The following is a 22,723-nucleotide window of genomic DNA, read 5'->3' on the forward strand; positions in this document are numbered from 1 at the left end:
GAGCTTTATGGCAACATTCGAACCTAGCAAATTTACGATTCTGGTTGTAGAAGACAACAACTTGTCTCGCAAAGCGCTTATAGGCATGCTGTTCAAAAGTGGCTATGAGAACATCCTGAGTGCACCAGATGGTCGAAGCGCGATAGAGAAGATTGAACATAATCATGTTGATTTAATTATTACAGACATCAATATGCCTCACATTAATGGTCTGGAGCTGATCAAGTCCGTCCGCATGGGGCAAACCAAAGCAGTACCCGAAACAAGTGTCATCGCGGTTACCGCCCTATCAGATACAGAAACTATTTCTACTTGTATGCGCTTTGAGATTGACGCCTTTTTGCCTAAGCCAATCACTGTGAAAGACGCTCGCGAGCAAATAGAGCAAGCCGTCACTGGTCACACTGAGTTGTATCAGCAACACTTATACAATGACGTCGATACTGAACTGAACAGTGGCAATGAAACAGACACACTGGCGAAACCGATCCCAGACGCCAGTCAAATCACCACTCTGCAAAACTTGTATGAGCTACAAGCAGGTATGACTCTGGTCGGTGATATATTCGCGAATAATGGAGGTTGTCTGTTAAAAGCAGGGACTCTTCTCGATAACCGCTTAGTGAAAAGGTTAAGAGAACTCAGTTCAATCATTGACGATCACCCGATACAAGTTCACCTAGAAGAAAGCCAAGCGGAAGAAGCCTGATTGCTCAGGCTTCTAGGATATTTATCTCTCTTAATGCTTCGGTGTCAGAGTGTACTTGCTTCTTATGACCTTATGGCCAAACGACTCACCTATTCGTTTCTGAACATCATCAAGCGTGATGGTACTCGTCATTGCATCTACATCTAGTAACGACTCCACACCATAGCCATGCACCAAGTAACGAGCATAAAACCAGGTGCGGTCTACTGGTTGATTTTCCAACGCTTGAAGAGCCACGGCTAGCTGACGAGCAGCTGCGTCAACATCTGACTGCTTAACATCCGTCAGCAAGTCATTTAATACTTTATCGATAGCCTGCTCGATGCGATCAATGTCCTGTGGGGCTACTTGCGCTTCAACAAACCAATCGGTAACTGGCTCCTGATCTTGTTGAGCAGAGTACGCTTCTGGCGCATAGTCCAACCCTAGCTCTTCACGAACATACGCCGTTAGACGCTTCGACAATATTCGTTGAATCATATCGTCAATGTAGGCTGTGCGAACACTTGATTGAGAGGCAGAAGGGTTAGTAAGCCGAATCAGGTAGAAACTGTTCTGTTCATTGTAAATATCAAGATCAATCGCATGTTGAGCGTTCTTATTGTAGTCAACCTCGAAGTCTATCGGCAGAGCCGTTTCAAGATTGATGGAAGCTAGATATTGGCGCAAAACGTCATTGAGTTCATTAGGCTCCAAGTCTGCTATGATCACGACTTTATTACCGCGAAACTGACCGAACAGTTCTTCGTGTACGGAGCGAATTTGGGCTTCAGAGACAGACTGATACCCAGAAGCAGACGACATATAGTGTCGGCTCGACGGCAAATAACTGTTGTGATTAATGGCCTGATTCCATTGACCTAATGGCGTTGAAAGGTAGGTCTTGAGTTCTTGTTGATACTCTTGTTTTACCGTTTTAAGGTGGCGAGGTTCGACATTCACATCACTGGCTAAGTTAAACAACACTTTGAAGCCTTGCTGCAGTTTGTTTTTGGGTACACCCACTTCCACACCGTGATGGCTGAAGCTAATAAATGGGTAAACCTCAATGCTGTTGCGCTGCAAGAAGGTGTCCAATTGAGGTCCAGAGAACTCCCCTAGCCCGCTGCGGCTAATGACAGGTATAGTGAGTTCAACGGCAGGGTAAAGTGAAGGGTCAAGGGCCGCTTTTCCCCCCTGACTACCATAAACGACGTTTACCCAGTCACCAGCATTCGGATCTTGCTGAAACCAGACTTCAATGCCATTTGACAGAGTCCAGACCTCAAACCCCAAGTCATTGGTTTCCTGTGATAAAATCGCACCACTATGACTGGGCTCCGCCAGCTCGCTTTCTGCCACCGACAATATCATCGGTTGCGTGCCCGGTTTCGCATATTGCGCTCGGATTTCAGGTATCTTCGCCTGCCACGCGGCAATAGAATCACCTTGTTCAACACCGATAACAACCGAATACTTCGCTGCAAGCAAATCACGCAACTGTTCGTTAACCATTTCGAGCGTCGCTAGATTCAAAAAACGTTCTAAGTTTTGTCGATAATCTTCACGCGATTGTATCGGTTGCTGCAAAGACAAACTCATTACCTTAGATTCAGCAAAATCCAGCGCTTCTTTGTGTCGCCAGTGGTAGTCCACATCGTTGAGCAACTGCTGATAGTAGGCAAGTGAAACATCCACTTCCTCCTGAGTGACGCCGTAATCTCGCATTGATGCTAGTGTGCCAAGAAATAGCCCTTGCGCATCATCACGCTCAGCAGCAGGAAATGAAGCCGACAAGAGTCCATAGCGACGGTAGTTAATGTAGTAATTTGATATATACAGGTCATGCAGTGGAATCGCTGCATCACTGTATGTACGCTCCATGCGCTGATTAATCAGATGCAATGCGACTTCATCCAACCAGCTTTCCATCAGCTCGCCTTGCGTTGTAATCGCAGTTTTGCCTCGCTGAGTCATAAAAGTGATGCTTGGCGCTTCATACTCTCCAATTTCATCGGCTAAATCACTCAATTCGATGGGTACATAGTCGATGCGGGTTTTACTCATACCGTCGCGGCCTTTCCAAGAGGAAAATTGCGATTCGATCAGAGCTTCAATCGTTGTCGTGTCGATATTCCCTGTGATGATCAACTCAGCATTTTCTGGGTGATACCACTTTTGATAAAAGGCAGAAATAGACTCCGGTGTCGCGTTTTGAACCGATAATGCATCACCAACCGGGTCCAAATTTTCTAGAGCAGTTCCTTCTAGCAAATAATCATAATATTTATCGGCCAGGCTTTTGTGCTCTGGTCGTGTTCGGCGTATTTCGCCCTGTATGACGCCTTTCTCTTTTTCAACTTCTGCTGAGGCGATTGTTAAGCCATCGCCAATATCTCGCATCCATAACAGCGCATTGTTCAACTGTGTATTGTCGGGAAGATCGAGTTGATAGACTGTCTCATAGTAGGCCGTATAGGCATTGATATCTGCACCAAAAGTAAGCCCCGCTTGTTCAAAAAGGCTGACCATTTCATTTGAAGAGAAATGACGGCTGCCATTAAACGCCATATGTTCAAGAAAGTGTGCATAGCCTCGCTGCTGTTCCGTTTCTTGTAATGATCCAACTCGCACGAATAATCGGACAGAAACAGGAGCGCCAGAAACGGGATAGACGTGGTATTTCAACCCGTTATCCAATGTCCCTTCAATCCAACCACTGTCCCCCTCAATCGGTGGGTCATGAGGAAAAGAGGCACAGCCAGAAATTACAACGGCAATGAAGAGCGGAAAAATTCGCATACTCAGGCTACTTATTTCTATTAAACCTAATAAAACTATACTTCAAAGCTATGTTTTATATAAAACCATGCACATTTTCTTCTATTTGTACTTTTTAGTTGCGCCGATAAAATCGCAGGCGTATAGTTAATCGTAATTCGACGATTAACTATAAATAGACATCTTATGACAAACCAATGTAGCCTCGCAAACCAGCAGGCGTTCTCGACGACAGACGCTGAAATCGCATTAGAAACGGCCTTTGCTTTAAAGGCAAAAGCGCTTTCACATCCAGCCCGAGTCAGAATCCTTAAGATTTTGGTGACATTGGATAACCTTGGCGGCTGTCTGAACAGTGATTTGGTGTCCCAGTTAGGTCTAGCTCAATCAACAGTGTCTGAACACTTACGTATCCTAAAGCAGGCTGAGTTCATCATCGCGGAACCCAACCCACCTAAGGTTTGTTACAAGGTTAACCGGGAAGCAATTTCCGAATTTAACCAAACTTTTAATACCGTCTTTAACTGAACTGACATCTGAGTATGTAACGCTACTACTCGGATTTTTACACCTTCATCAATCGCCTTTCGACGATAAACGAAAGAGAGACAAACAATGAAAACTGAAACTGCAGTAAACAACGCCGCAAACAACATGAGTTTCCTTGACCGCTACCTTACCGTGTGGATATTTGTTGCCATGGCCGTTGGGGTCGCCATAGGAGCTCTATTTCCTCAGGTTGCAGATTGGAATGAAGCCATGTCTGTTGGCAGTACCAATATTCCTTTGGCCATTGGCTTGATACTTATGATGTATCCACCTTTAGCGAAGGTGAATTACAGTCTATTGGGTAAAGTTCGTCAGGATAAGAAAGCCATCACACTCTCATTGGTTATGAATTGGATTGTTGGCCCTATTCTGATGTTCATTCTGGCACTGACATTTCTTGGTGATCACCCAGGCTATATGGTTGGCATCATTTTGATTGGTTTAGCGCGTTGTATTGCCATGGTTTTAGTCTGGAATGATATCGGTGGTGGTAACAAAGAATATGGTGCCGCTCTGGTTGCACTGAACAGCGCTTTCCAGATCGTGACCTATAGCTTCATGGCTTGGCTGTTTATCTCTGTACTGCCTCCAGTATTCGGCTATCAGGGATTCGAAGTCGACATCTCAATGCTGGATATTGCAGAAAGCGTGATGATTTACCTTGGCATTCCATTTCTAGCAGGTTACCTCAGCCGTAAATGGTTAGTCGCGGCTAAAGGCGAACAATGGTACAAAGAAGTGTTTATTCCGCGAATTTCACCTATCACTCTGATTGCCCTACTCGCGACGATTGTGCTGATGTTCAGCTTAAAGGGGGAGATGATTCTAGAGCTACCAATGGATGTGGTGCGTGTCGCCATTCCACTGGCAATCTATTTTGTCCTGATGTTCTTTGTCAGTTTCTTTATTGGTAAGAAGATAGGCATAGAATATGATAAAAATGCCTCGATTGCCTTCACCGCTACAGGCAACAACTTTGAGCTGGCGATTGCAGTATCGATTGCAGTATTTGGCCTTAATTCCGACCAAGCGTTCGCGGGAGTAATTGGCCCACTGATTGAAGTGCCTGTGCTTATCGCTTTGGTTAACGTCGCCCTAAAAATGAAACAAAAATACAAGCTAAGAGCTCAACACGCATAGCGTTTCTCGCCCGCCAAACATGGCGGGCACTATTGCCCTCTTTTTTTTCTACGTCGTTCACAACGTACCAATACCGCTTGTTTTTCCTCATCAGTGTAAGATCGCCATTCGAGAATCTCATTAAGGGTACGGAAGCACCCTAAACAAACATCCTCACCATCCAAACAGCAGTTTCTCACACACGGAACGGGCACCTTTTCTACATCTGTTGTCATCATCATCCTCTCAGTTTAAAGCTAGCGGTAGAGGCTCAAACTGTCGAATTCACACAACCCCTTTCAAAGGCACAAAAAAGAGAGCCTCAGCTCTCTTTCGTTTCTTCTTTCTCAGACTGGAACCTATCTTCGTATAGCTCCATAAAGTCTTTCCTGATTTCCTGCTCAAGGTGTGTCGCCTTATCAGTAGGACAGAAAATCATAAAGTGAACGACCTGTTCACCTGTCGAACCGCTGGTAATGTGGATGTGAGGCTCTGCACCAGGTAAATCGACGCCTGCGTGCTTCTCGATCATTGCATTGTACCGAGTTGCGACATCACTAAAGTAGTGACAATGCCCTTCAATCTTTTCGATCATCACAGGAACCAAAGGGTATAAATTGACAAATTCGCTCACGACAATCGAGAAGTTGTGATAGACGTAGCGCTTCATAAAGTTAAGGTTTTTCACCGGATAGGTAAAAAACATACTGTTTGGCAACGTCGCTGTTTTTCCTGTGTAGTGGTATTGGCCGTGATGAAGGTCAATTTCCTGAATCACGGTTGCCATCATATTGTGCTCAATCACCTCACCGCACAATTTGCCGACTTCAATCCAGTCACCAATTCGAAACGAACGTGAGCTCGCTCTTTGGATAGAGCCAGTGAAACAGAGGATGATCTCTTTCGACGCCACAACAATGGCGACAGCAATGGCTGTCACTGACAGGGCAAACTCATTGATCTCAGATTTCCACAGAATGAAAAGTAACAGAACGGTAATAGCGAATGCACCGTTCTTAGTACGCGACATCCAGTTACGCTGTTCTTCTGATACAAAAGCAACATCACCACGAATTTTAGATAAAACAATTCGGCGAATTATCGCTATCAGAACGATAATCAACGCCGTAAAAATAAACTTATGAGTCAGAAGAAAATCGATTACAGCTTGTACTTTCTCCATTCTCGGCTCCTGTTGTTATGACAAAGAAAAGGGGCCAACGCCCCTCTGAAGAAATTCGTTTTGAACGAGAATAACTTCCCATACTTATTGAGAAGGATCTAGTTTACATTTCTATTAATGCAAACTAGATAGCGTTCATATGCTACTTGAATCGAGCAGATGTAATAAACTCACCAAACGTTTCACACCAGACAATCACGGTGTTGTATTCACCCAAATCAACGTCTGTTGGCAAATTGAGGGCGAATCGATCAAACGTTTTAACCTCACCTACTTTTACCATGGTATGTTTTTGCTGGTTAAAATCGACTTCAGTTTCAATAAACTGAGGCGATAGGTAAAGTTTATAATCAGGCCCTGGTGCCAATTCACCGACAAAAGCAATCTGGTCATTGCTAATAGAGACAGAGCCCTCCCCCCAATGGAGGAAGTCACTGTCTTTTCGGTCACGCTGGAACGTTGCAGTGTAAACCGCGTTATTGGTCACACTCTCAACAGAGCTCATTGAGGGAGAATCCGGTTGGATAAGAATAGGCAATGCATAGATCCCCACAGCAAAGCCGATTGCACCACAAACAAGATGTGTAAACAGTAAAAAAATCCTTTTCATCCCCGAAACCTCTGTTTATCAAGCATACATAGTAAATGTACACGATAATCAATGAGATAACAGGGACATATCGAAATTTTATCTGTAGTGAAGTGCCGTTTTCTCAGACAAGGTCACAATAACCTTCACAGCCTGCTCCATACCTTCAATGCTAATAAACTCATGAATACCATGAAAATTATAGCCTCCTGTGAAGATATTCGGACAAGGCAAGCCCATAAATGACAATCTTGCTCCATCCGTACCACCGCGGATTGGCTTAATTTTAGGCTCAACATCGCAGGCAATCATCGCCTGTTTTGCCAGCTCAATAATATGTGGATGAGGCTCAACCATTTCTTTCATATTGAAATAGCTGTCTGACAGTTTCAGATCCACACGCCCTTTAGTTAATGCTTTATTAAGTTCGTCCACTTTGCTCTGCATGAAGGCCTTGCGTTGCTCTAGCCCATCACGCTCAAAATCTCGAATGATATAACCTAGCTCACAACGTGCTACAGCCATTTCTGCAGACTTCAAATGATAGAAACCCTGATAGCCTTCCGTCGCCTCCGGTGTTTCATCAGCAGGCATCATCATTTGAAACTGGGCAGCGATGTTCATGGCATTCACCATTTTGTTTTTAGCCGTTCCAGGATGAACATTCACACCATGGCAGATCACATCAGCACTGGTTGCATTAAAGTTCTCATATTCCAGTTCGCCAACAGGGCCGCCATCAATGGTGTAGGCCCATTTCGCACCAAATTTCTCCACATCAAACAGATCTGCACCGCGACCAATTTCTTCATCCGGAGTAAATCCGATACAAATATCGCCATGTGGAATGTCTGGATTTGCTTTCAACTCAGCAATGGCGGAAATGATTTCCGCGATACCGGCTTTGTTATCCGCACCGAGAAGTGTCGTTCCATCCGTCGTGATCAGGTTGTGGCCAAGAAGTCTACATAGATCAGGGTACTGAACTGGGGACAGTACTTCGTCCCCTTTACCTAATGCAATATCGCCTCCCTGATAGTCCTCAACAATCTGAGGTTTGACATTTTTTCCTGACGCATCGGGTGCTGTGTCCATATGAGCCACAAAGCCAATAGCCGGGACATCGTAGTCAACATTGCTTGGCAGCTTCGCCATCAAATAGCCGTTATCATCAAGTGACACCTCACTCAAACCCAGTTCCAGCAGTTCTTGTTTTAGGAATTGGGCAAAAGTGAACTGCCCTTCACTACTTGGGCATGTGGGGTTGGAAGGGTTGGACTGCGTGTTAAAGGTCACGTAGCGCAGAAAACGTTGAACCAGTTCATTCATAGCGGTATCTCTTTGTATTATGATTTTTAAAATACTGGCGTTTATCCTACGCCTTCCAAACAAAGAGGTTTTGCTGTAAATCAGTTTTTAAGCGATGAGAGCAATGCAGTGCATAATAACAACACTGGTAGTAAGCCTTGCTCTAAGAATCTTGTAGCCTGCTGGTTTGCGCTCTTTCTCCGCGATTCTGACCGCTCGCTCTGAAAACCAAACCAGAAAATAGCCAATTGCCAACAATATAAGCGCCAAAGCGATATTCTGGCGTGAAAGCAACAAGACGCCCCATGTCATAACAGCAAACAAGTTACTGAGTAAAAGCGCATTGCGACTGATTTTGTCTACGGAATGATCGATACCATTACCCCAGAGCACCCCTGATAAGAAACTCAAGATCACCACACTGTATGAGATGAACATTTCTTCGCCTGTGAGCCCGAAAAGACTCGCACCAGTGACGATACAAATTAGGCTCAACGCGAACGGCAATAGCCCTAAGTAACCCAATCTAAACATAATTGAAGTTGACGATGTTGCTTTGTTCATAATGCATCCTTAAGCGTTTTTTGTTTACTACGACAAAAAAGCCCGAATAGTTTCCTATTCGGGCTTTTAGTTTGGAACTTAAACAAGCATTAGAGCAGGATGAAAATACCCGCTAAACAAGCACTCATAAGGTTCGCCAGCGTACCTGCAAGCACCGCTTTGATACCGAGATTGGCGACTTCAGAGCGACGTTCTGGCGCAATCACACCGATAGAGCCAAGCTGAATGGCGATTGAACCGATGTTAGCAAAGCCACACAGTGCAAATGTAACGATCACTTGAGTGTGTTCAGAAAGCAGCGCTTTGTGCTCAACAAAGTCGATGAAAGCAACAAACTCATTCATCACAATTTTCTGGCCAATGTAAGAACCCGCCATCAGCATTTCATTTGCCGGTACACCAATCACCCATGCCAGAGGAGAAAATAGATAGCCGAACAGAGTTTGCAGAGTAATTCCGCTAAAGCCTGCTACTTCACCCAAACTCTCCAGACCCGTGTTGACCATGGCGATAACACTCACGAATGCAATCAACATTGTACCGACGGCAACGGCGACCTTCATGCCGTTCATCGCGCCGCTTGCCAGAGCGTCAATTACATTGCTGTCCTGTGCTTTATCCATTTCAATATCAGACTGATCGATTGGCGTTTCACGCTCAGGCACAATGATCTTAGCCATCATCAAGCTGCCTGGTGCGGCCATGAAGCTCGCGGCAATCAAGTACTTCAGCTCAACACCCAAACCAGCATAACCACCCAGTACACTACCGGCTACAGAAGCCATACCACCAGCCATCACAGCGAACAGTTCAGAGCGAGTCATGCGCGAAAGGAAAGGTCGAACAAGAAGTGGAGACTCACCTTGAGATAGGAAGATATTACCTGTGGCAACCAGAGACTCAGCTTTACTGGTTCCTAGGAACTTTTGAATACCACCACCGATAAACTCGATAACCTTTTGCATAATGCCAAGGTAATAAAGTGCAGAAATAAGCGCACTAAAGAAAATGATGATAGGAAGTACACGAACCGCAAAGATAAACCCTGTATTGGCTAAATCACCAAACAAGAATCCAATGCCTTCATCAGCAAAGCCTAACAGGCTGGAAACACCATTACTTAAACTGGTTAGTGCGGTTTGTCCCCAAGGGAAATACAACACTAAGGCTGCAAAACCAACCTGAAGTAACAACGCGCGAGATACTGTTTTCCAGTTGATCGCTTTGCGACTTTCTGACAGCAACACAGCACACAATAACAGTGCCACAACACCGATTAATCCGAATAGGACATTCATTAAAGATAACCTCTACAAGCATTGGAAAATAGCTGGTCCGGTCCGTGGGGTCATTCACCATTCCATGTGACGGCTTGTATTGGCAGAGCGAGTGCTCTTAACCGGGCGGAGAGTATAGCGTACAGAGTGAGATATTCATCACATATTTTAACGCAAACGTTCAAACGTTCACTCTATGAACAGGTTCTTCTGAAACTGGCTAAATTGAGAAGACGAAAATTGAGTACAGAAACCCAACATATGCACTTCATTGCTATAAAACCATGAACCAAGATCACATTTTCAAACATGTAATCGAATTCAATTACTCAAAAAGTTTGGCAACTTACCATTTGGCATCTAGGTTTATAAAAGTGTCAACTAACGTACTAGTGACAAAGACAGATTCTCTAACAACGTCAGCAGCTAACAACGCAAACACAACTACATATTGCCCCACCATTTGGTGGGGCTGTTTTGTTTATCCGCCTGTTGAAAAGACGCATCGCAGAAGCACACAACAAGATCTGCGCTATTTTGAGCTAGATTTATGCCATTAGCGGTATAAAATAACCCGCCCTTAAACAGATGCCAGAGATCACTATGCAACGCGATTACACCCTCTCCTCCCTACAAAGTATCCCTAGAGAAGAGCTGGAAGAACTGAGTCTACGAATGATCCATCGACTGATCGCAGAAGAATCAATGACTGAACTGTTTACGTTCGATGCAGACGAGACTGAATCCGAAGACAAACTGCAAGAAGCCCAGTTTGATGCTATGTTGAGGATGAGCGCTATCGCACTGAGTGAACTGCCAGCCCTTTTCAGCGAATCAGACAATCAACAGCAAAACACGCTGCGCATGCAACGCTTACTCCTTTGGCATTTCTATTCAGTTTCCTTTCACCTCGAACAGGCAATACCACTTGAGGTCCATTGCCAACATGTAGAAGTGCTCCTTAAACAGGCACCAACTAATGCGCTAGAATGGGTCACAACCTTAACGGATTTACTCCGCCAGTACGCGAAAATTAGCCAGAGTAGCTAATACGCTCATCATTGATGAAGTTAAATGCCAGAGTTGTCTGGCATTTTTCATTTTTGAGTCTGATTCATTGGCAAGATTTATTGATTCAAGACATACTCAAAGTTACGCTAACTAACCTATTAATTAAGCCTAATTGCGCTATTGCCTTCTACTTGCTTGCACCATTTCATTGAGTGCATATGCCGAAGATGAAATTGATTACTCGTCCTGCCACAGTAAACCAGACAGCGCAGGCATACTCGACTCAGCATTCAGCTATGTGAATGCCCGTCTTTGTGAACCCGCTGTTTGGTTTGATAATTTCTTTGTCGATGACCGTACCGATGAAGACGCTAACGCGGGTAGTATCGTTCGCTGGACTAATGACTTTGCCTATGTTGAAGCAAAGGGTTATGAGTTCAAAACACGTTTCAAAGCGCGCTTTCACCTGCCTAAAGTCACAAAGCGTCTCAAGGTAGTTTTTGAATCCGATGATGAAGATGATCTGCGCGATCTCTTTCCACAAAACTCCAGTGATGCGGAAAGCACGCTTGCGATGAGATATGACTGGCTGAGTAATGCCAGAAGCAGTTTTAACGTTAAACTTACTGCTAAGCCAGGCATAGAAGGTCGCTTTAGCTACACCTATCCAATGAGCGAAGACATGGTCTTCAGAGCGACACAAAAGATTTATCAGAGAAAGCGTGTCACAGGTGAATCTACAGAAGTCGATTTAGACTATTCCATTAGTCCAGATTTTTTGTTTCGTTGGAGTTCATTCGCAAGCTATGAAGACGATATCAAAGGTTGGGAATTGGGCACTGGGTTTACCTTATACCAGCACATTTCAGACCATCAGGCACTGAGTTATCAAATTAGCACGACCGGAACCAATCGCCCCTTTCATTACATCCCAAATACCCATGTTTCTATCACTTATCGCCAAAGCTTCTGGCGGCCGTGGTTATTCTATGAAGTGATACCAGAGTACAACTGGAATCGAGAAGAAGATACTCAGCGTGAAGGAGAAGCAAAAGCCACGTTGAGATTGGAAGTGTTGTTCCACAACATCTGAAAAGGCCGGGATACCCCGGCCTTGTTATTTAATCGTTGGTTAGAACGACACGAGCGTTCTGTTTCTGAATTGGTCGGTTGTTGTTACCCATCACCATCTGCATTTGTTTTGCCTGTTCCGTCGTCAATGTTTGAGCGGATTTAAGAACAAACCAGCGTACGCCTTCAGAGCAAGGTGGCGTCGTCAGAGAACCATTGAAGCGGTAGTACTCCCCCGTTGCAGGCAGCATATCTTTTACAGCAAAAGGCGTTTGTAGCCTTACCGTTTCACCTGGCTCAGGCATGGTTGCTGTCAACTGTGTGATCTGGTTATTTTCCCCTGGTGCTGCGTTATACATCACAGCGACGACCGCTAGGTTGCCATCTTTATCCGCATTTACAAAGTGCGCTTCCAATGGAAAGTTTTGACCACGAATGTGGTTTTCTGAAGGAGTATGGAAGTGGAACTGCGCCAGATTAAACTCAACTCCATCTACTGTCACGGCGTTATTCCCCTCAACAACCGCTTGAAGTGTGTGTCCATTATTAGTGAGTCCAGTAACCATGCCCTGATACTCAATGTTCAGTGGCATCAGCTCCGCATCAACCACATCCTTGATATCAATCGGGCTTTGGTTTTTGCCAGTCGCACACTCTTTTGCAACGTCTCCCCAATGTTCAGGTCCCTTATCACCTTTGTATCCCCATTCAGCGGCCTGAACCGTACCCGCCATCGCAATCATCAAACTTGCGGCAATAAATGTTTTTTTCATGTTATTTCCTTATTATCGTCACCAACTGATCGGCCACCATCATAAGTCCATGAACAAATCCATGAGTAGTAGGAAAACTTTGATTACCTGCGAATTTTGGAACCGGATACAAAAGAAGTGAAAATTATGGTTTTATCAATTTCACTGGAAGCTGCCTTTGTCTTTCTAACATTGCCAGTTTGATCTTGCCCTAAAACAAAAAACCAGTGTTGTATCACCAACACTGGTTTTTGAGCAACACTAGAGATCAGAGATCAATCAACGAAGTAAGGCAGTTGCTCTTGAGTTAAGGCACTGCCCTTAGCAAACACAGCGTGCTCCGTCACACTGCTCACATTCCAATTAGTCAGGTCTTGTGAAAATGCCTTTGCCGAACCAAACATGAGTTCCATGTTTTTCACGCTTGATGTATCCCAGTGACTAATGTCCTGGTTAAAGTCATATGCTTCGCGAAACATCCATCTCATACTGGTTACTTTGGACGTATCCCAATTGCCAATATCCTGATTAAAGTCGTATGCTTTGTTAAACATCCATTGCATATCGGTCACTTTGGACGTATCCCAATTGCCAATATCCTGATTAAAGTCGTATGCACCGCGAAACATATGGGACATATCGGTCACTTTAGACGTATCCCAATTGCCAATATCCTGATTAAAGCCGTTTGCTTCGCGAAACATATCGGACATATTTGTTACATTTGATGTGTTCCAATCAGCTATACTTTGGTTAAACGTGAATGCCTTTGAAAACATCCCGGACATATTCGTTACTTGGGAGGTATCCCACTGAGAAATATCATGATCAAAAGCTTTTGCTGTATGAAACATGGATGCCATGTTACGTACGTTAGACATATCCCAACGGCCAATATCTTGGTTAAATTCATAGGCACAAGTAAACATGCTCAACATACTTGTTACATTTGATACATCCCAATAGCCGATATTTTGGTTGAAAGACTTTGCGAAAGCAAACACCTGTGGCATGTCTGTTACATTTGATACATCCCAATAGCCAATATTTTGATTAAATTCCTCCGCCTTATAAAACATGGCTGTCATGTCTGTTACATTGGACACATCCCAATAGCTAATATCTTGATTAAATACTAAGGCAAATCGAAACAGGTCCTCCATGTCTGTAACGCTCGAAGTATTCCAATCGCCAATATTTTGGTTGAAATTTTTAGCATAACTAAACATGGCTGACATGTTTGTTACATTTGACACATCCCAATGGCCAATATCTTGGTTAAACTCTTCGGCCCATAGGAACGTGCCTCTCATATTTACTACGCTTGAAGTATCCCAATCACTGATATCGGCGTTAAAGGATTTTCGATTATAAAAAACCGTATTCATATCTGTAACTTGCGTGGTACAAAAGCGGATCTGGCCACGCTCAAGATAGTCCAACATGGTCTTGTCTCTGATAAGTGTGTTGTCGACCACAACATAAACCTGCCCGTTCTCAAGTATCACAGAGTTGACAGCTTGGTCTGGGCATTTTACTGAGATATCAGCGGCAAAAGCGGAGTTGCCAGCGAGCGCTAACGCGCCGACGAAAAGTGACGTAAGTGTACGTTTCATTGTATTTTCCTAGAATTGAATAGACGTTATTGAGGAAACTGTGGAAGGTCGTTTTCAGACAGACCGCTGTTTTTAGAAAAGTCCGTATGTCGTTTGACTTGACTAACATCCCAAACGGTTAAATCTTGGTCAAAGCGCTTAGCACCAAAAAACATGCCGTCCATATTGATGACGCGGCGCGTATCCCATCGGCTGATGTCTTGGTTAAAGAACTCGTCTTTAGCAAATAAATGGCTCATATCCGTGACATGGCTAGTACAGAGTTGGATATTGCCAGCAAGGAAGTTTTGCCAGTAATCAGAGTTGCGGATAAGTTGGTCATTCACGACCACAAACAACTCTTCTTCTTCAATCAACACGGTTCCCGGGGCGTTCGATTCACAGGTGATACTTTCTGTAGCAAACGAAGAGGCGCTGCTAAGTAACGCGCACGCAAGCACGATAAGTTTGAATTGCATTTGAGATATTTTTCTTATCAATGAATAGTGCGTGCGATTATATTTATAAATTAATTATTATATAAGTCAGGGTTGTTTTATTATTTAAATCAATAATTTTAATTGAGACATTCAATATAATATTCTTAGATATTATTGATTTAAATAATTATTAGTGATTACTATTGTTTTTATTATCATTTATTTAATTTAAAACCTTGCCGCTATATGTTCATTATATAACCAGACAGTTCACTGATATAAATTGAACATTGGCTAAGAAGTAGTAGGTGGCTCAATTAACAAAAAAGGCGACAGGTTAACCTGTCGCCTTTTACTATTCAGTAATCTAGATTCCATTATTCCCAGTCAAGAATCACTTTACCTGATTGGCCGCTACGCATTGCGTCAAAGCCTTTTTGGAAATCGTCAATCTTGAAATGGTGAGTGATGATTGGCGTCAAATCTAAGCCCGATTGAATCAATGATGCCATCTTGTACCAAGTTTCGAACATCTCGCGGCCGTAGATACCTTTAATCACCAGACCTTTGAAGATCACTTGGTTCCAGTCGATACCCATGTCTGATGGCGGAATACCTAGTAGTGCAATTCGGCCGCCGTGGTTCATTGTCTTCAGCATGGTGCTAAATGCCGCCTGAACACCTGACATTTCAAGGCCCACATCAAAACCTTCCGTCATGCCCAGCTCTTCCATTACGTCTTCAAGCTTTTCTTCCGCAACGTTGACTGCGCGCGTCACACCCATTTTACGTGCAAGTTCAAGACGATATTCGTTCACGTCTGTAATCACAACGTGACGAGCACCTACGTGCTTAGCAACTGCCGCCGCCATGATACCGATTGGGCCAGCACCTGTGATCAGTACGTCTTCACCCACAAGGTCGAAAGACAGTGCCGTATGTACAGCATTGCCGAACGGGTCAAAGATTGATGCTAGATCGTCTGAGATGCCTTCAGGAATTTTGAATGCATTGAATGCTGGAATCACTAGGTATTCAGCGAATGCACCTTCACGGTTTACACCCACACCAATAGTATTACGACATAGGTGAGTGCGGCCGCCGCGACAGTTACGACAGTGACCACAAGTGATGTGGCCTTCGCCAGAGACACGGTCACCGATTTCGAATCCGCGAACTTCCTGACCAATAGCAACCACTTCACCCACGTATTCATGACCAACGACCATAGGAACAGAAATCGTGTTCTGAGACCACTCATCCCAGTTGTAGATATGAACGTCTGTACCACAAATCGCGGTTTTCTTAATTTTGATCAGAATATCGTTATGGCCAACTTTCGGTTTTTCAACCTCAGTCATCCAGATGCCTTCTTCAGGCTTTAGCTTAGATAGCGCTTTAATTTTCATTACTTAATGATCTCCATGTCACGACCCACTTCGATGAAGGCATCGATGGCGCGATCAAGTTGCTCACGCGAGTGTGCCGCAGACATTTGTGTACGAATACGTGCTTGGCCTTTTGGTACTACTGGGAAAGAGAAGCCAATAACGTAAATACCTTTTTCTAGGGCGCGCTCTGCGAACTCAGCCGCAACTTTCGCATCGCCAAGCATGATTGGAATGATCGCGTGGTCAGCACCACCCATAGTGAAACCAGCGGCTTCCATACGAGTGCGGAAATGTGCTGCGTTTTCCCATAGACGGTCACGTAGGTCACCACTTTGCTCTAAAAGATCAAGAACTCGGATAGAAGCATTAACGATGGCTGGTGCTACCGAGTTTGAGAACAGATATGGACGAGAACGCTGACGTAGCCAGTCAATCACTTCTGCTTTACCTGAAGTATAGCCGCCTGATGCGCCGCCCATGGCTTTACCTAGCGTGCCTGTGATGATGTCGATACGGTCAACCACATCGTGGTACTCGTGAGTACCTGCGCCTGTTTTACCCATGAAACCCACCGCGTGAGAGTCATCGACCATAGTCAGTGCGCCGTACTTATCAGCAAGGTCACAGATAGCTGGCAGGTTAGCGACTACGCCGTCCATTGAGAATACACCGTCTGTAACGATAAGGATGTTACGAGCGCCCGCTTCTTTAGCCGCGATTAGCTGCTGCTCAAGCTCTTCCATGTTGTTGTTTGAGTAACGGAAGCGCATCGCTTTACACAGACGAACACCATCGATGATTGAAGCGTGGTTAAGCGCATCAGAGATGATCGCGTCTTCTTTGCCCAGAATCGTTTCGAACAAACCAGCGTTAGCGTCAAAACAAGAGGTGTATAGGATTGTGTCTTCTTTACCAAGGAACGTAGAAAGCTTTTGCTCCAGCTCTTTGTGGATATCTTGAGTACCACAAATGAAACGAACAGACGCCATACCAAAGCCGTGCTTGTCCATGCCAGCTTTACCCGCTTCAATCAGCTCAGGGTGGTTAGCTAGGCCAAGGTAGTTGTTAGCACAGAAGTTAAGCACTTCTTCGCCTGTAGAGATTTTTACAGCCGCTTGCTGTTGAGAAGTGATGACACGCTCTGACTTGTAAAGACCTTCAGCCTTTACTTCTTCAATCTGTTGTTTGATCTGTTCGTAGAATGCAGAAGACATTTCAAATTCCTTCCTAGTTATTATGTTAAGCACATTGCTTATTCATCACCTTCGTTTTCAAATTCGAAGGCGTCAAAAGTTGCCCTAAGTGTAATTCAAGCACGCTATTTTCATTATCCCACCAGATGGAAAAACATTAGTGAATTTCAGGCACAAATAAAGAATTTTTATGATAGCAATCACAATCCATGTTTTGTGTGATGAAATTTCGCGCTTCATATCAAATAGAAAATTTCTACCTGAAAACGATATGGAGCCTTAAATCACAAGCCCTCACAATGCCCGCCCTTAACTTTTAACTAACGAGCATTGCACATGACCTTATCTGATCAGCTAATCCGTGACGCTTTTTCGAACGGTTGGCATACATGCGTTTATCAACCAAAAGTGGAACCGAGCTTCGAAAAGATTCAAGGCGTGGAAGCACTGTTCAGGCTAGACATTCCGGGCCAAGGCATCTATCTGCCTTCGCGCTTCATTGAGAGAGCCTTTGAGCTTGGTTATGAAGAAGCGATATTTTTCATCGTCTTGGAACAATCTCTTAAAGACGTGAAAGGCATTGGTGCGAACATTGGTTTAGCGATCAATATCAGCCATCAGGTGCTCGTTAACCCAGAAAACATCGAACGCGTCCGAGAACTGCTTTGGGAATTTTCATTCCCAGCCTCACGCCTGACTTTTGAACTGAGTGAAAGTGAAGAGTTAGATGAGTCAGTTGCTCCGCAAATCGACGCCTTTCAACAAATGGGGATTAAAATCTCTATCGACGATTTTGGCGCTGGCTATTCAAACTTCAACAAAGTGCTCAGCCTGAACATCGATGAGATAAAGTTTGATCGTTCCATTATCAACAATAATGAGATGCGCAGTGCTGCACTCATCAAAAACATTCTTCAATTCTGCCGTGAATTTGGCATCACCTCTGTGGCTGAGGGTGTGGAAGATTCAGACACTCGAACTTACATTCGCAATCTGGGGTTTGATACCTATCAGGGCTTTCATTTCTCAAAACCCGTACGAATCCACGAACTAAGGCAGATTGCTGCATGATCATTCGAGCTTCCAATCCGGTGCCATTGCCGCACCAAAATGTTATTGCTCAGTTTCGAGTTTTAGTGGTTGATGAAAGCACTCTATTTGCGCAAAGCATCAAAAAGATGTTGATGCAACTAAAGGTCGATGACAAAAACATTACTCATGCCTCCGACACCAAACTTGCAGCGAAATACCTAAGAGAGAGCAAAGATTCAGGTTCATACTTTGACGTCATTATTTGTTCTTTCAATTTTAAGAGCCAACCTCAAGGCCGTGAATTCTTTCGATACCTTGAGAAAGAGCAGGTTCGCGCTCACTTGACCGCATTGATCATTACTGACAACGCGACAGACATTGATACAGTTCGTCAAATCGATGCATTTTTGCCTGACGGATTCATTGCTAAGCCCTTCAACCACAATCAGTTTCTGTCTAAGTTTGGGCAGATTACGGAGAAAGCATTGCGGCTAAAACCGCTTAAAAATGCCTACTTTCAAAAGCGTTATCATGATGTGCTGGAACTAACACAGGACGAATGCTTGCCCCCGAAAGTCGCTAACGACATGCTTCGTCTTCGTTGCCTATCACTCATTAAATTGGACCGCTTTGAAGAAGCTGTTGAGCTTTGCCAACCATTTATTGGAGCTCAACAGGAGTGGCCTTCAGTCCTCTTAATTGAGCTTTATAGCCTGCAAAACGATAGTCAAAAAATCAGTGATATTCTTTACACCACAACGACGCTCAAAGACCACCCCAGAGTCCATTGGGTATTAAATGAAAGTCAGCTTGAAGGTGACGATTACCAGTATCTGCTATCACATTACTCTAAAGTGAATGACGACCATGAGAAGTCCGTTAAAGCCGCTCTCGTACACCTGCTAGCACTAGACTACGATGCAACTTTAGATTCACTTGGTCATTTAATACGCAGTAACAAAACCAACCCGTTGTTAGATAAGCGTCTGCTTGTATTCCTACAGGGACTCGTCTCTCTAAGTAGTACTTTTGAAAATAAAAACAAAGTCTTGGAAGTCAACGATCTAAACAAAATAGCGCCAAGCAAAGAATCGCAACATCAGCTCTATTTTTTATTTATATATATTCTCAAACACTACGATAGGAAGAGCTTATTTCTGACTGGTCAACGGATTGATGCCTTTTTTGATAAGGCGCTGTACGCAAAAGATAATCTAGTGCTGATACTTTTGGCTCTTGCTTGTTATCAATTAGGCTTATATTCGAAGCTCCAAAAGCTTTATCAGCAAAGGATGAGTTTCATAGAGAAAGATTATCTGGCCATTTTAACCTCCAAGATTCTTGGCCAATTAGTTCAAATGAGTGACAAAAGGGAATTGTATTACGATACCAATCGAGATGACGATCTCTCGGTATTGGTGTCAATGACCCACTCATCGCCTTTAAATACTCGGTATCATGAAGGATTCATATCTCAGCTCTCCGACATAGTGAAACGACGGAAAGTAAAAAGAACCAAAGAGATCATTTCCCATATTGAGTCGAGTATTGCTTTTCTCAAAGAGAGCTACGAATCGCTAGGTCTTACATCGGATCTGATGAGACTAAGATCAGAGTATGAATTAATTAAGATCAACCTATAAGGAACTCAACACTTTTCTTCTTTTGCTTCAGGTCATGGTAACGAATGTACTTAAAGTAGACATCGTGTCTGTTTTGTATCGTTTGAGAGAAAGGATTCTCAATGACTTTCTTAATGTCAGCACGATAAAAGATAAAACCGTGCTGATGGCAGCAAGGCTCAAAGTACAAGTCATACAAAAACTGGCTCATTGCAGGGTCGATGGTCGGGAAACTGACAAACGTATCTTCTAAGTTCTTTGATAAATAATCGAAGATTTGCCGGCGAATAATAATGCTAGAAGCGCCCAAGCTGAGGAACATATTGGCCTCTGTCGTGTAAGCAAAGTGCCCAACCAACAACCCTTCACTTCGAAAACAAATCACGACGATACCTTCCCGAGAAAACCCAAATCGCTGAGTCGTATCAAGAAAATCAAAACCATAAAGTTTTGTGTGCATGGAGCGTATCAACGCCAGTTCTTTTTCCGGTAAAGAGGAAAAGTTATACGTGTCAACCTGAGTAATCTCGTAGTCATAGGCAACGTCTGAATTGAAGGGGCGATTCATCAGTTTCGTTGCCGACTTTACCTGAGACATTTCTTCAACGGAAAAATCGTACTCAACTTGAAAGAAACTCGCTAAACCGACGCGACGGACGAAGCTCGGCTTGGTTTTTCCCCTTTCCCACTGACTGACCATCACCTGATTGACACCAGAAAAGGCGCGATGTGAGTTGGAAAGCACATCTGCTAGTTCTTCTTGAGAGAGTTGTCGCTCTTCTCGTAGCTCCTTCAAACGCTCGCTGAAATTTTCTTTATTCATCGCCAACTTACCGAAATTTATTTTTAGTGTAGTTTATACTGGAAATGCATTGGAGACATCGCAGAAACACAAAACAGGCGCTAGTTCATCTAACCTATCCGCCTGTTTTGGTGACATAAAAGAATGCGCGTGTTACTTTTCTAACACTAAGGTGACTATGGTGAGCAATACGACAGCGAACGCGGCCAGCAAGATATCTTGCATCATTGAGCCCAAGTCAAGAAGAAAGCCTGGTTCTTGCATTTTGAGTACCTCTTGCTGTTTAACATTTCGCCACCTTATCGATTCAACAATTCATTAACAACCGATTTAATTCTCAATTTAAAGACATATCACGGTTTCAATTTGGTTAATTCAAAACTTATCGCTTTGCTCCCAGATCTTGCATCCTTCATTTTGATCGTTGATGAGGGTAGCTTTACTGCTGCCGCAAAAAAGCTCGATGTGACCCCTTCCGCACTGAGTAAATTGATCACTCGGCTTGAGTCAGCCCTGTCCGTAAAGCTGTTTGAGCGCACGACACGAAAACTCGTTATCACGCCCACTGGGCAGCAAGTTTATGATCAGGCGATTGTGATGGTAAACGCCGCCCAGCAAGCTTGGGAGCTATCAACAACCGATCACAAACAAGCGACAGGCTCTCTTACCATTGCAGCACCAGAAGCTTTCCTCAACTCCGTTTTACAGCCTTTTGTTGTGCCGTTTTTACAGCAGTATCCGGATATTCAGTTGAAGCTACGTGTCGCTGATGGCGAGATCGATCTACTCAGAGACGGGATCGATGTTGCGTTCAAACTCACCGATAAACCCGATGAAAACTTGGTACTTAAGGAAATCGGAAAAACGAACCTTGTCCTTTGTGCCAGCCCTGAATACATAGATAAACGTGGTATGCCATCCCACCCGACTGATCTACAGCATCATGACTGCTTGTATTTGGCCGAAACTGAGCGAGATAATGTCTGGGACTTCTTTAAAGACGACGAATTCCATTCGATGACGGTCTCAGGTCGCTATGCGGTTAACCACTCACAAATGCGCCTCACTGGTGTGAAAAATGCGCTCGGTATTGGCATCTTCCATGATTTTGTCATCGCAGAAGCCATAGAAAAGAAACAAGTTGTACCCGTTCTTTCAGATTGGACGATCAAAAGTAACTACCATGGCGCAGTCGCTATGCAGTACCCGCAAACCAAATACATGCCCGCTCGCCTACGTGTCTTTATTGATTACATCAGTCAAGTATTAGGCGATAAACTCGCCAGCAAATAACGAGAACCCTATGTTTAATAAAATTCATCACGTTGCGATTATTTGCTCTGATTACCCAGTATCTAAGCGCTTTTATACTCAAGTGTTGGGGTTGAAAATCCTAGCCGAAAACTACCGAGAGGCGAGAAGTTCTTACAAGCTCGATTTAGAGCTTCCTGATGGCTCGCAAATTGAACTGTTCAGCTTTCCCGGCGCTCCAGAAAGACCTAGCTTCCCAGAAGCACAAGGCCTTCGCCATCTCGCCTTTGAAGTCGATAGTGTTGAAGACGTCAAAAGCTATCTCGAAAGCAAAGGGATTGAGGTGGAGCCTGTGCGCATTGATGAATTCACCGGAAAAGCCTTTACTTTTTTCCAAGATCCAGACGGGTTGCCGCTTGAGATTTATCAGGCACAAACTAAATAGCTCGATTAGCGACTACTCGCTCACGATGCCCTTGCTTACGAGACCATATAAACACTTTCT

22 protein-coding genes are annotated in these 22,723 nt (G+C 44.0%); 9 read left to right on the forward strand and 13 right to left on the reverse strand.

The window, feature by feature from the left end; translation table 11 throughout:
- Window positions 1–7: 7 nt before the first annotated feature.
- On the forward strand, window positions 8–709 hold the full coding sequence (locus tag IX95_RS06520) for a response regulator (protein ID WP_038158040.1): 702 nt from the start codon (window positions 8–10) through the stop codon (window positions 707–709).
- 30 nt (window positions 710–739) lie between these two features.
- Here the strand turns inward: IX95_RS06520 and IX95_RS06525 are convergent, their stop codons facing one another.
- Window positions 740–3,490, reverse strand: a complete 2,751-nt coding sequence (locus tag IX95_RS06525) for a M16 family metallopeptidase (RefSeq protein ID WP_038158045.1) — start codon at window positions 3,488–3,490, stop codon at window positions 740–742.
- A 165-nt stretch (window positions 3,491–3,655) separates the two neighbouring features.
- On the opposite strand from IX95_RS06525, the gene IX95_RS06530 reads away from it, so the two are divergent.
- Complete coding sequence (locus IX95_RS06530) at window positions 3,656–3,997, forward strand: ArsR/SmtB family transcription factor (RefSeq protein ID WP_021457661.1); 342 nt, start codon at window positions 3,656–3,658, stop codon at window positions 3,995–3,997.
- A gap of 87 nt (window positions 3,998–4,084) precedes the next feature.
- The gene (gene arsB, locus IX95_RS06535; protein ID WP_038158048.1) at window positions 4,085–5,158 is read left to right on the forward strand and encodes an ACR3 family arsenite efflux transporter; all 1,074 of its coding nucleotides are present in this window, start codon (window positions 4,085–4,087) and stop codon (window positions 5,156–5,158) included.
- 29 nt (window positions 5,159–5,187) lie between these two features.
- Here arsB and IX95_RS25815 read toward each other — a convergent pair whose 3' ends face one another.
- From IX95_RS25815 to IX95_RS06560, 6 genes are all read right to left on the reverse strand, one after another.
- Complete coding sequence (locus IX95_RS25815; RefSeq protein ID WP_327196117.1) at window positions 5,188–5,379, reverse strand: DUF1289 domain-containing protein; 192 nt, start codon at window positions 5,377–5,379, stop codon at window positions 5,188–5,190.
- Between the two features lie 80 nt (window positions 5,380–5,459).
- Complete coding sequence (locus IX95_RS06540; protein WP_006960717.1) at window positions 5,460–6,320, reverse strand: mechanosensitive ion channel family protein; 861 nt, start codon at window positions 6,318–6,320, stop codon at window positions 5,460–5,462.
- 142 nt (window positions 6,321–6,462) lie between these two features.
- Complete coding sequence (locus tag IX95_RS06545; protein ID WP_038158051.1) at window positions 6,463–6,930, reverse strand: DM13 domain-containing protein; 468 nt, start codon at window positions 6,928–6,930, stop codon at window positions 6,463–6,465.
- Between the two features lie 78 nt (window positions 6,931–7,008).
- Complete coding sequence (gene pepT / locus IX95_RS06550) at window positions 7,009–8,238, reverse strand: peptidase T (protein WP_038158054.1); 1,230 nt, start codon at window positions 8,236–8,238, stop codon at window positions 7,009–7,011.
- Between the two features lie 87 nt (window positions 8,239–8,325).
- On the reverse strand, window positions 8,326–8,781 hold the full coding sequence (locus tag IX95_RS06555) for a DUF3429 domain-containing protein (protein WP_006960714.1): 456 nt from the start codon (window positions 8,779–8,781) through the stop codon (window positions 8,326–8,328).
- Window positions 8,782–8,870: 89 nt separating this feature from the next.
- Window positions 8,871–10,079, reverse strand: a complete 1,209-nt coding sequence (locus tag IX95_RS06560; protein ID WP_006960713.1) for a NupC/NupG family nucleoside CNT transporter — start codon at window positions 10,077–10,079, stop codon at window positions 8,871–8,873.
- Between the two features lie 582 nt (window positions 10,080–10,661).
- On the opposite strand from IX95_RS06560, the gene IX95_RS06565 reads away from it, so the two are divergent.
- Both IX95_RS06565 and IX95_RS06570 read left to right on the forward strand, forming a co-directional pair.
- Complete coding sequence (locus IX95_RS06565) at window positions 10,662–11,108, forward strand: hypothetical protein (RefSeq protein WP_019274394.1); 447 nt, start codon at window positions 10,662–10,664, stop codon at window positions 11,106–11,108.
- 169 nt (window positions 11,109–11,277) lie between these two features.
- On the forward strand, window positions 11,278–12,162 hold the full coding sequence (locus IX95_RS06570; RefSeq protein WP_235202591.1) for a hypothetical protein: 885 nt from the start codon (window positions 11,278–11,280) through the stop codon (window positions 12,160–12,162).
- Between the two features lie 28 nt (window positions 12,163–12,190).
- On the opposite strand, the gene IX95_RS06575 is transcribed toward IX95_RS06570, so the two are convergent.
- The 5 genes from IX95_RS06575 to IX95_RS06595 form a co-directional block, all read right to left on the reverse strand.
- The gene (locus tag IX95_RS06575) at window positions 12,191–12,913 is read right to left on the reverse strand and encodes a carbonic anhydrase (RefSeq protein WP_006960710.1); all 723 of its coding nucleotides are present in this window, start codon (window positions 12,911–12,913) and stop codon (window positions 12,191–12,193) included.
- A gap of 254 nt (window positions 12,914–13,167) precedes the next feature.
- On the reverse strand, window positions 13,168–14,508 hold the full coding sequence (locus IX95_RS06580; RefSeq protein ID WP_038158057.1) for a BspA family leucine-rich repeat surface protein: 1,341 nt from the start codon (window positions 14,506–14,508) through the stop codon (window positions 13,168–13,170).
- A 26-nt stretch (window positions 14,509–14,534) separates the two neighbouring features.
- A complete protein-coding gene (locus IX95_RS06585; protein WP_038158058.1) occupies window positions 14,535–14,966 on the reverse strand; it encodes a BspA family leucine-rich repeat surface protein in 432 nt (143 codons plus the stop codon).
- Between the two features lie 338 nt (window positions 14,967–15,304).
- A complete protein-coding gene (gene tdh, locus IX95_RS06590) occupies window positions 15,305–16,336 on the reverse strand; it encodes an L-threonine 3-dehydrogenase (RefSeq protein ID WP_038158060.1) in 1,032 nt (343 codons plus the stop codon).
- A complete protein-coding gene (locus IX95_RS06595; protein WP_006960704.1) occupies window positions 16,336–17,532 on the reverse strand; it encodes a glycine C-acetyltransferase in 1,197 nt (398 codons plus the stop codon). Before IX95_RS06595 ends, tdh begins: the two co-directional genes overlap by 1 nt.
- Before the next feature lie 315 nt (window positions 17,533–17,847).
- On the opposite strand from IX95_RS06595, the gene IX95_RS06600 reads away from it, so the two are divergent.
- Both IX95_RS06600 and IX95_RS06605 read left to right on the forward strand, forming a co-directional pair.
- On the forward strand, window positions 17,848–18,582 hold the full coding sequence (locus tag IX95_RS06600; protein WP_038158064.1) for an EAL domain-containing protein: 735 nt from the start codon (window positions 17,848–17,850) through the stop codon (window positions 18,580–18,582).
- On the forward strand, window positions 18,579–20,186 hold the full coding sequence (locus IX95_RS06605) for a response regulator (RefSeq protein WP_038158067.1): 1,608 nt from the start codon (window positions 18,579–18,581) through the stop codon (window positions 20,184–20,186). The genes IX95_RS06600 and IX95_RS06605 overlap by 4 nt, the downstream gene beginning before the upstream one ends.
- Here the strand turns inward: IX95_RS06605 and IX95_RS06610 are convergent.
- Window positions 20,176–20,988, reverse strand: a complete 813-nt coding sequence (locus IX95_RS06610) for a helix-turn-helix domain-containing protein (RefSeq protein ID WP_038158069.1) — start codon at window positions 20,986–20,988, stop codon at window positions 20,176–20,178. The two genes, IX95_RS06605 and IX95_RS06610, sit on opposite strands and share 11 nt — an antisense overlap.
- A 345-nt stretch (window positions 20,989–21,333) precedes the next feature.
- Here IX95_RS06610 and IX95_RS06615 point away from each other — a divergent pair, with 345 nt between their 5' ends.
- Both IX95_RS06615 and gloA2 read left to right on the forward strand, forming a co-directional pair.
- Window positions 21,334–22,260 (forward strand): LysR family transcriptional regulator, encoded by a 927-nt coding sequence (locus tag IX95_RS06615; RefSeq protein WP_038158507.1) that lies wholly within the window; start codon window positions 21,334–21,336, stop codon window positions 22,258–22,260.
- Between the two features lie 10 nt (window positions 22,261–22,270).
- The gene (gene gloA2 / locus IX95_RS06620) at window positions 22,271–22,663 is read left to right on the forward strand and encodes an SMU1112c/YaeR family gloxylase I-like metalloprotein (protein WP_038158070.1); all 393 of its coding nucleotides are present in this window, start codon (window positions 22,271–22,273) and stop codon (window positions 22,661–22,663) included.
- Window positions 22,664–22,723 lie beyond the last annotated feature (60 nt).

The organism is Vibrio sp. B183, from assembly GCF_000740665.1.
Taxonomy (GTDB): Bacteria; Pseudomonadota; Gammaproteobacteria; order Enterobacterales; family Vibrionaceae; genus Vibrio; species Vibrio coralliilyticus.

Excerpts from the sequence above, each read along its gene's own strand:
- IX95_RS06610 (WP_038158069.1), bottom strand. The coding sequence starts at position 20,988 with ATGAATAAAGAAAATTTCAGCGAGCGTTTGAAGGAGCTACGAGAAGAG.
- IX95_RS06540 (WP_006960717.1), bottom strand. The coding sequence starts at position 6,320 with ATGGAGAAAGTACAAGCTGTAATCGATTTTCTTCTGACTCATAAGTTT.
- gloA2 (WP_038158070.1), top strand. The coding sequence starts at position 22,271 with ATGTTTAATAAAATTCATCACGTTGCGATTATTTGCTCTGATTACCCA.
- pepT (WP_038158054.1), bottom strand. The coding sequence starts at position 8,238 with ATGAATGAACTGGTTCAACGTTTTCTGCGCTACGTGACCTTTAACACG.
- IX95_RS06545 (WP_038158051.1), bottom strand. The coding sequence starts at position 6,930 with ATGAAAAGGATTTTTTTACTGTTTACACATCTTGTTTGTGGTGCAATC.
- IX95_RS06530 (WP_021457661.1), top strand. The coding sequence starts at position 3,656 with ATGACAAACCAATGTAGCCTCGCAAACCAGCAGGCGTTCTCGACGACA.
- IX95_RS25815 (WP_327196117.1), bottom strand. The coding sequence starts at position 5,379 with ATGATGATGACAACAGATGTAGAAAAGGTGCCCGTTCCGTGTGTGAGA.
- IX95_RS06595 (WP_006960704.1), bottom strand. The coding sequence starts at position 17,532 with ATGTCTTCTGCATTCTACGAACAGATCAAACAACAGATTGAAGAAGTA.
- IX95_RS06565 (WP_019274394.1), top strand. The coding sequence starts at position 10,662 with ATGCAACGCGATTACACCCTCTCCTCCCTACAAAGTATCCCTAGAGAA.
- IX95_RS06600 (WP_038158064.1), top strand. The coding sequence starts at position 17,848 with ATGACCTTATCTGATCAGCTAATCCGTGACGCTTTTTCGAACGGTTGG.
- IX95_RS06560 (WP_006960713.1), bottom strand. The coding sequence starts at position 10,079 with ATGAATGTCCTATTCGGATTAATCGGTGTTGTGGCACTGTTATTGTGT.
- IX95_RS06585 (WP_038158058.1), bottom strand. The coding sequence starts at position 14,966 with ATGCAATTCAAACTTATCGTGCTTGCGTGCGCGTTACTTAGCAGCGCC.
- IX95_RS06525 (WP_038158045.1), bottom strand. The coding sequence starts at position 3,490 with ATGCGAATTTTTCCGCTCTTCATTGCCGTTGTAATTTCTGGCTGTGCC.
- IX95_RS06520 (WP_038158040.1), top strand. The coding sequence starts at position 8 with ATGGCAACATTCGAACCTAGCAAATTTACGATTCTGGTTGTAGAAGAC.
- IX95_RS06555 (WP_006960714.1), bottom strand. The coding sequence starts at position 8,781 with ATGAACAAAGCAACATCGTCAACTTCAATTATGTTTAGATTGGGTTAC.
- arsB (WP_038158048.1), top strand. The coding sequence starts at position 4,085 with ATGAAAACTGAAACTGCAGTAAACAACGCCGCAAACAACATGAGTTTC.
- IX95_RS06580 (WP_038158057.1), bottom strand. The coding sequence starts at position 14,508 with ATGAAACGTACACTTACGTCACTTTTCGTCGGCGCGTTAGCGCTCGCT.
- IX95_RS06605 (WP_038158067.1), top strand. The coding sequence starts at position 18,579 with ATGATCATTCGAGCTTCCAATCCGGTGCCATTGCCGCACCAAAATGTT.
- IX95_RS06575 (WP_006960710.1), bottom strand. The coding sequence starts at position 12,913 with ATGAAAAAAACATTTATTGCCGCAAGTTTGATGATTGCGATGGCGGGT.
- tdh (WP_038158060.1), bottom strand. The coding sequence starts at position 16,336 with ATGAAAATTAAAGCGCTATCTAAGCTAAAGCCTGAAGAAGGCATCTGG.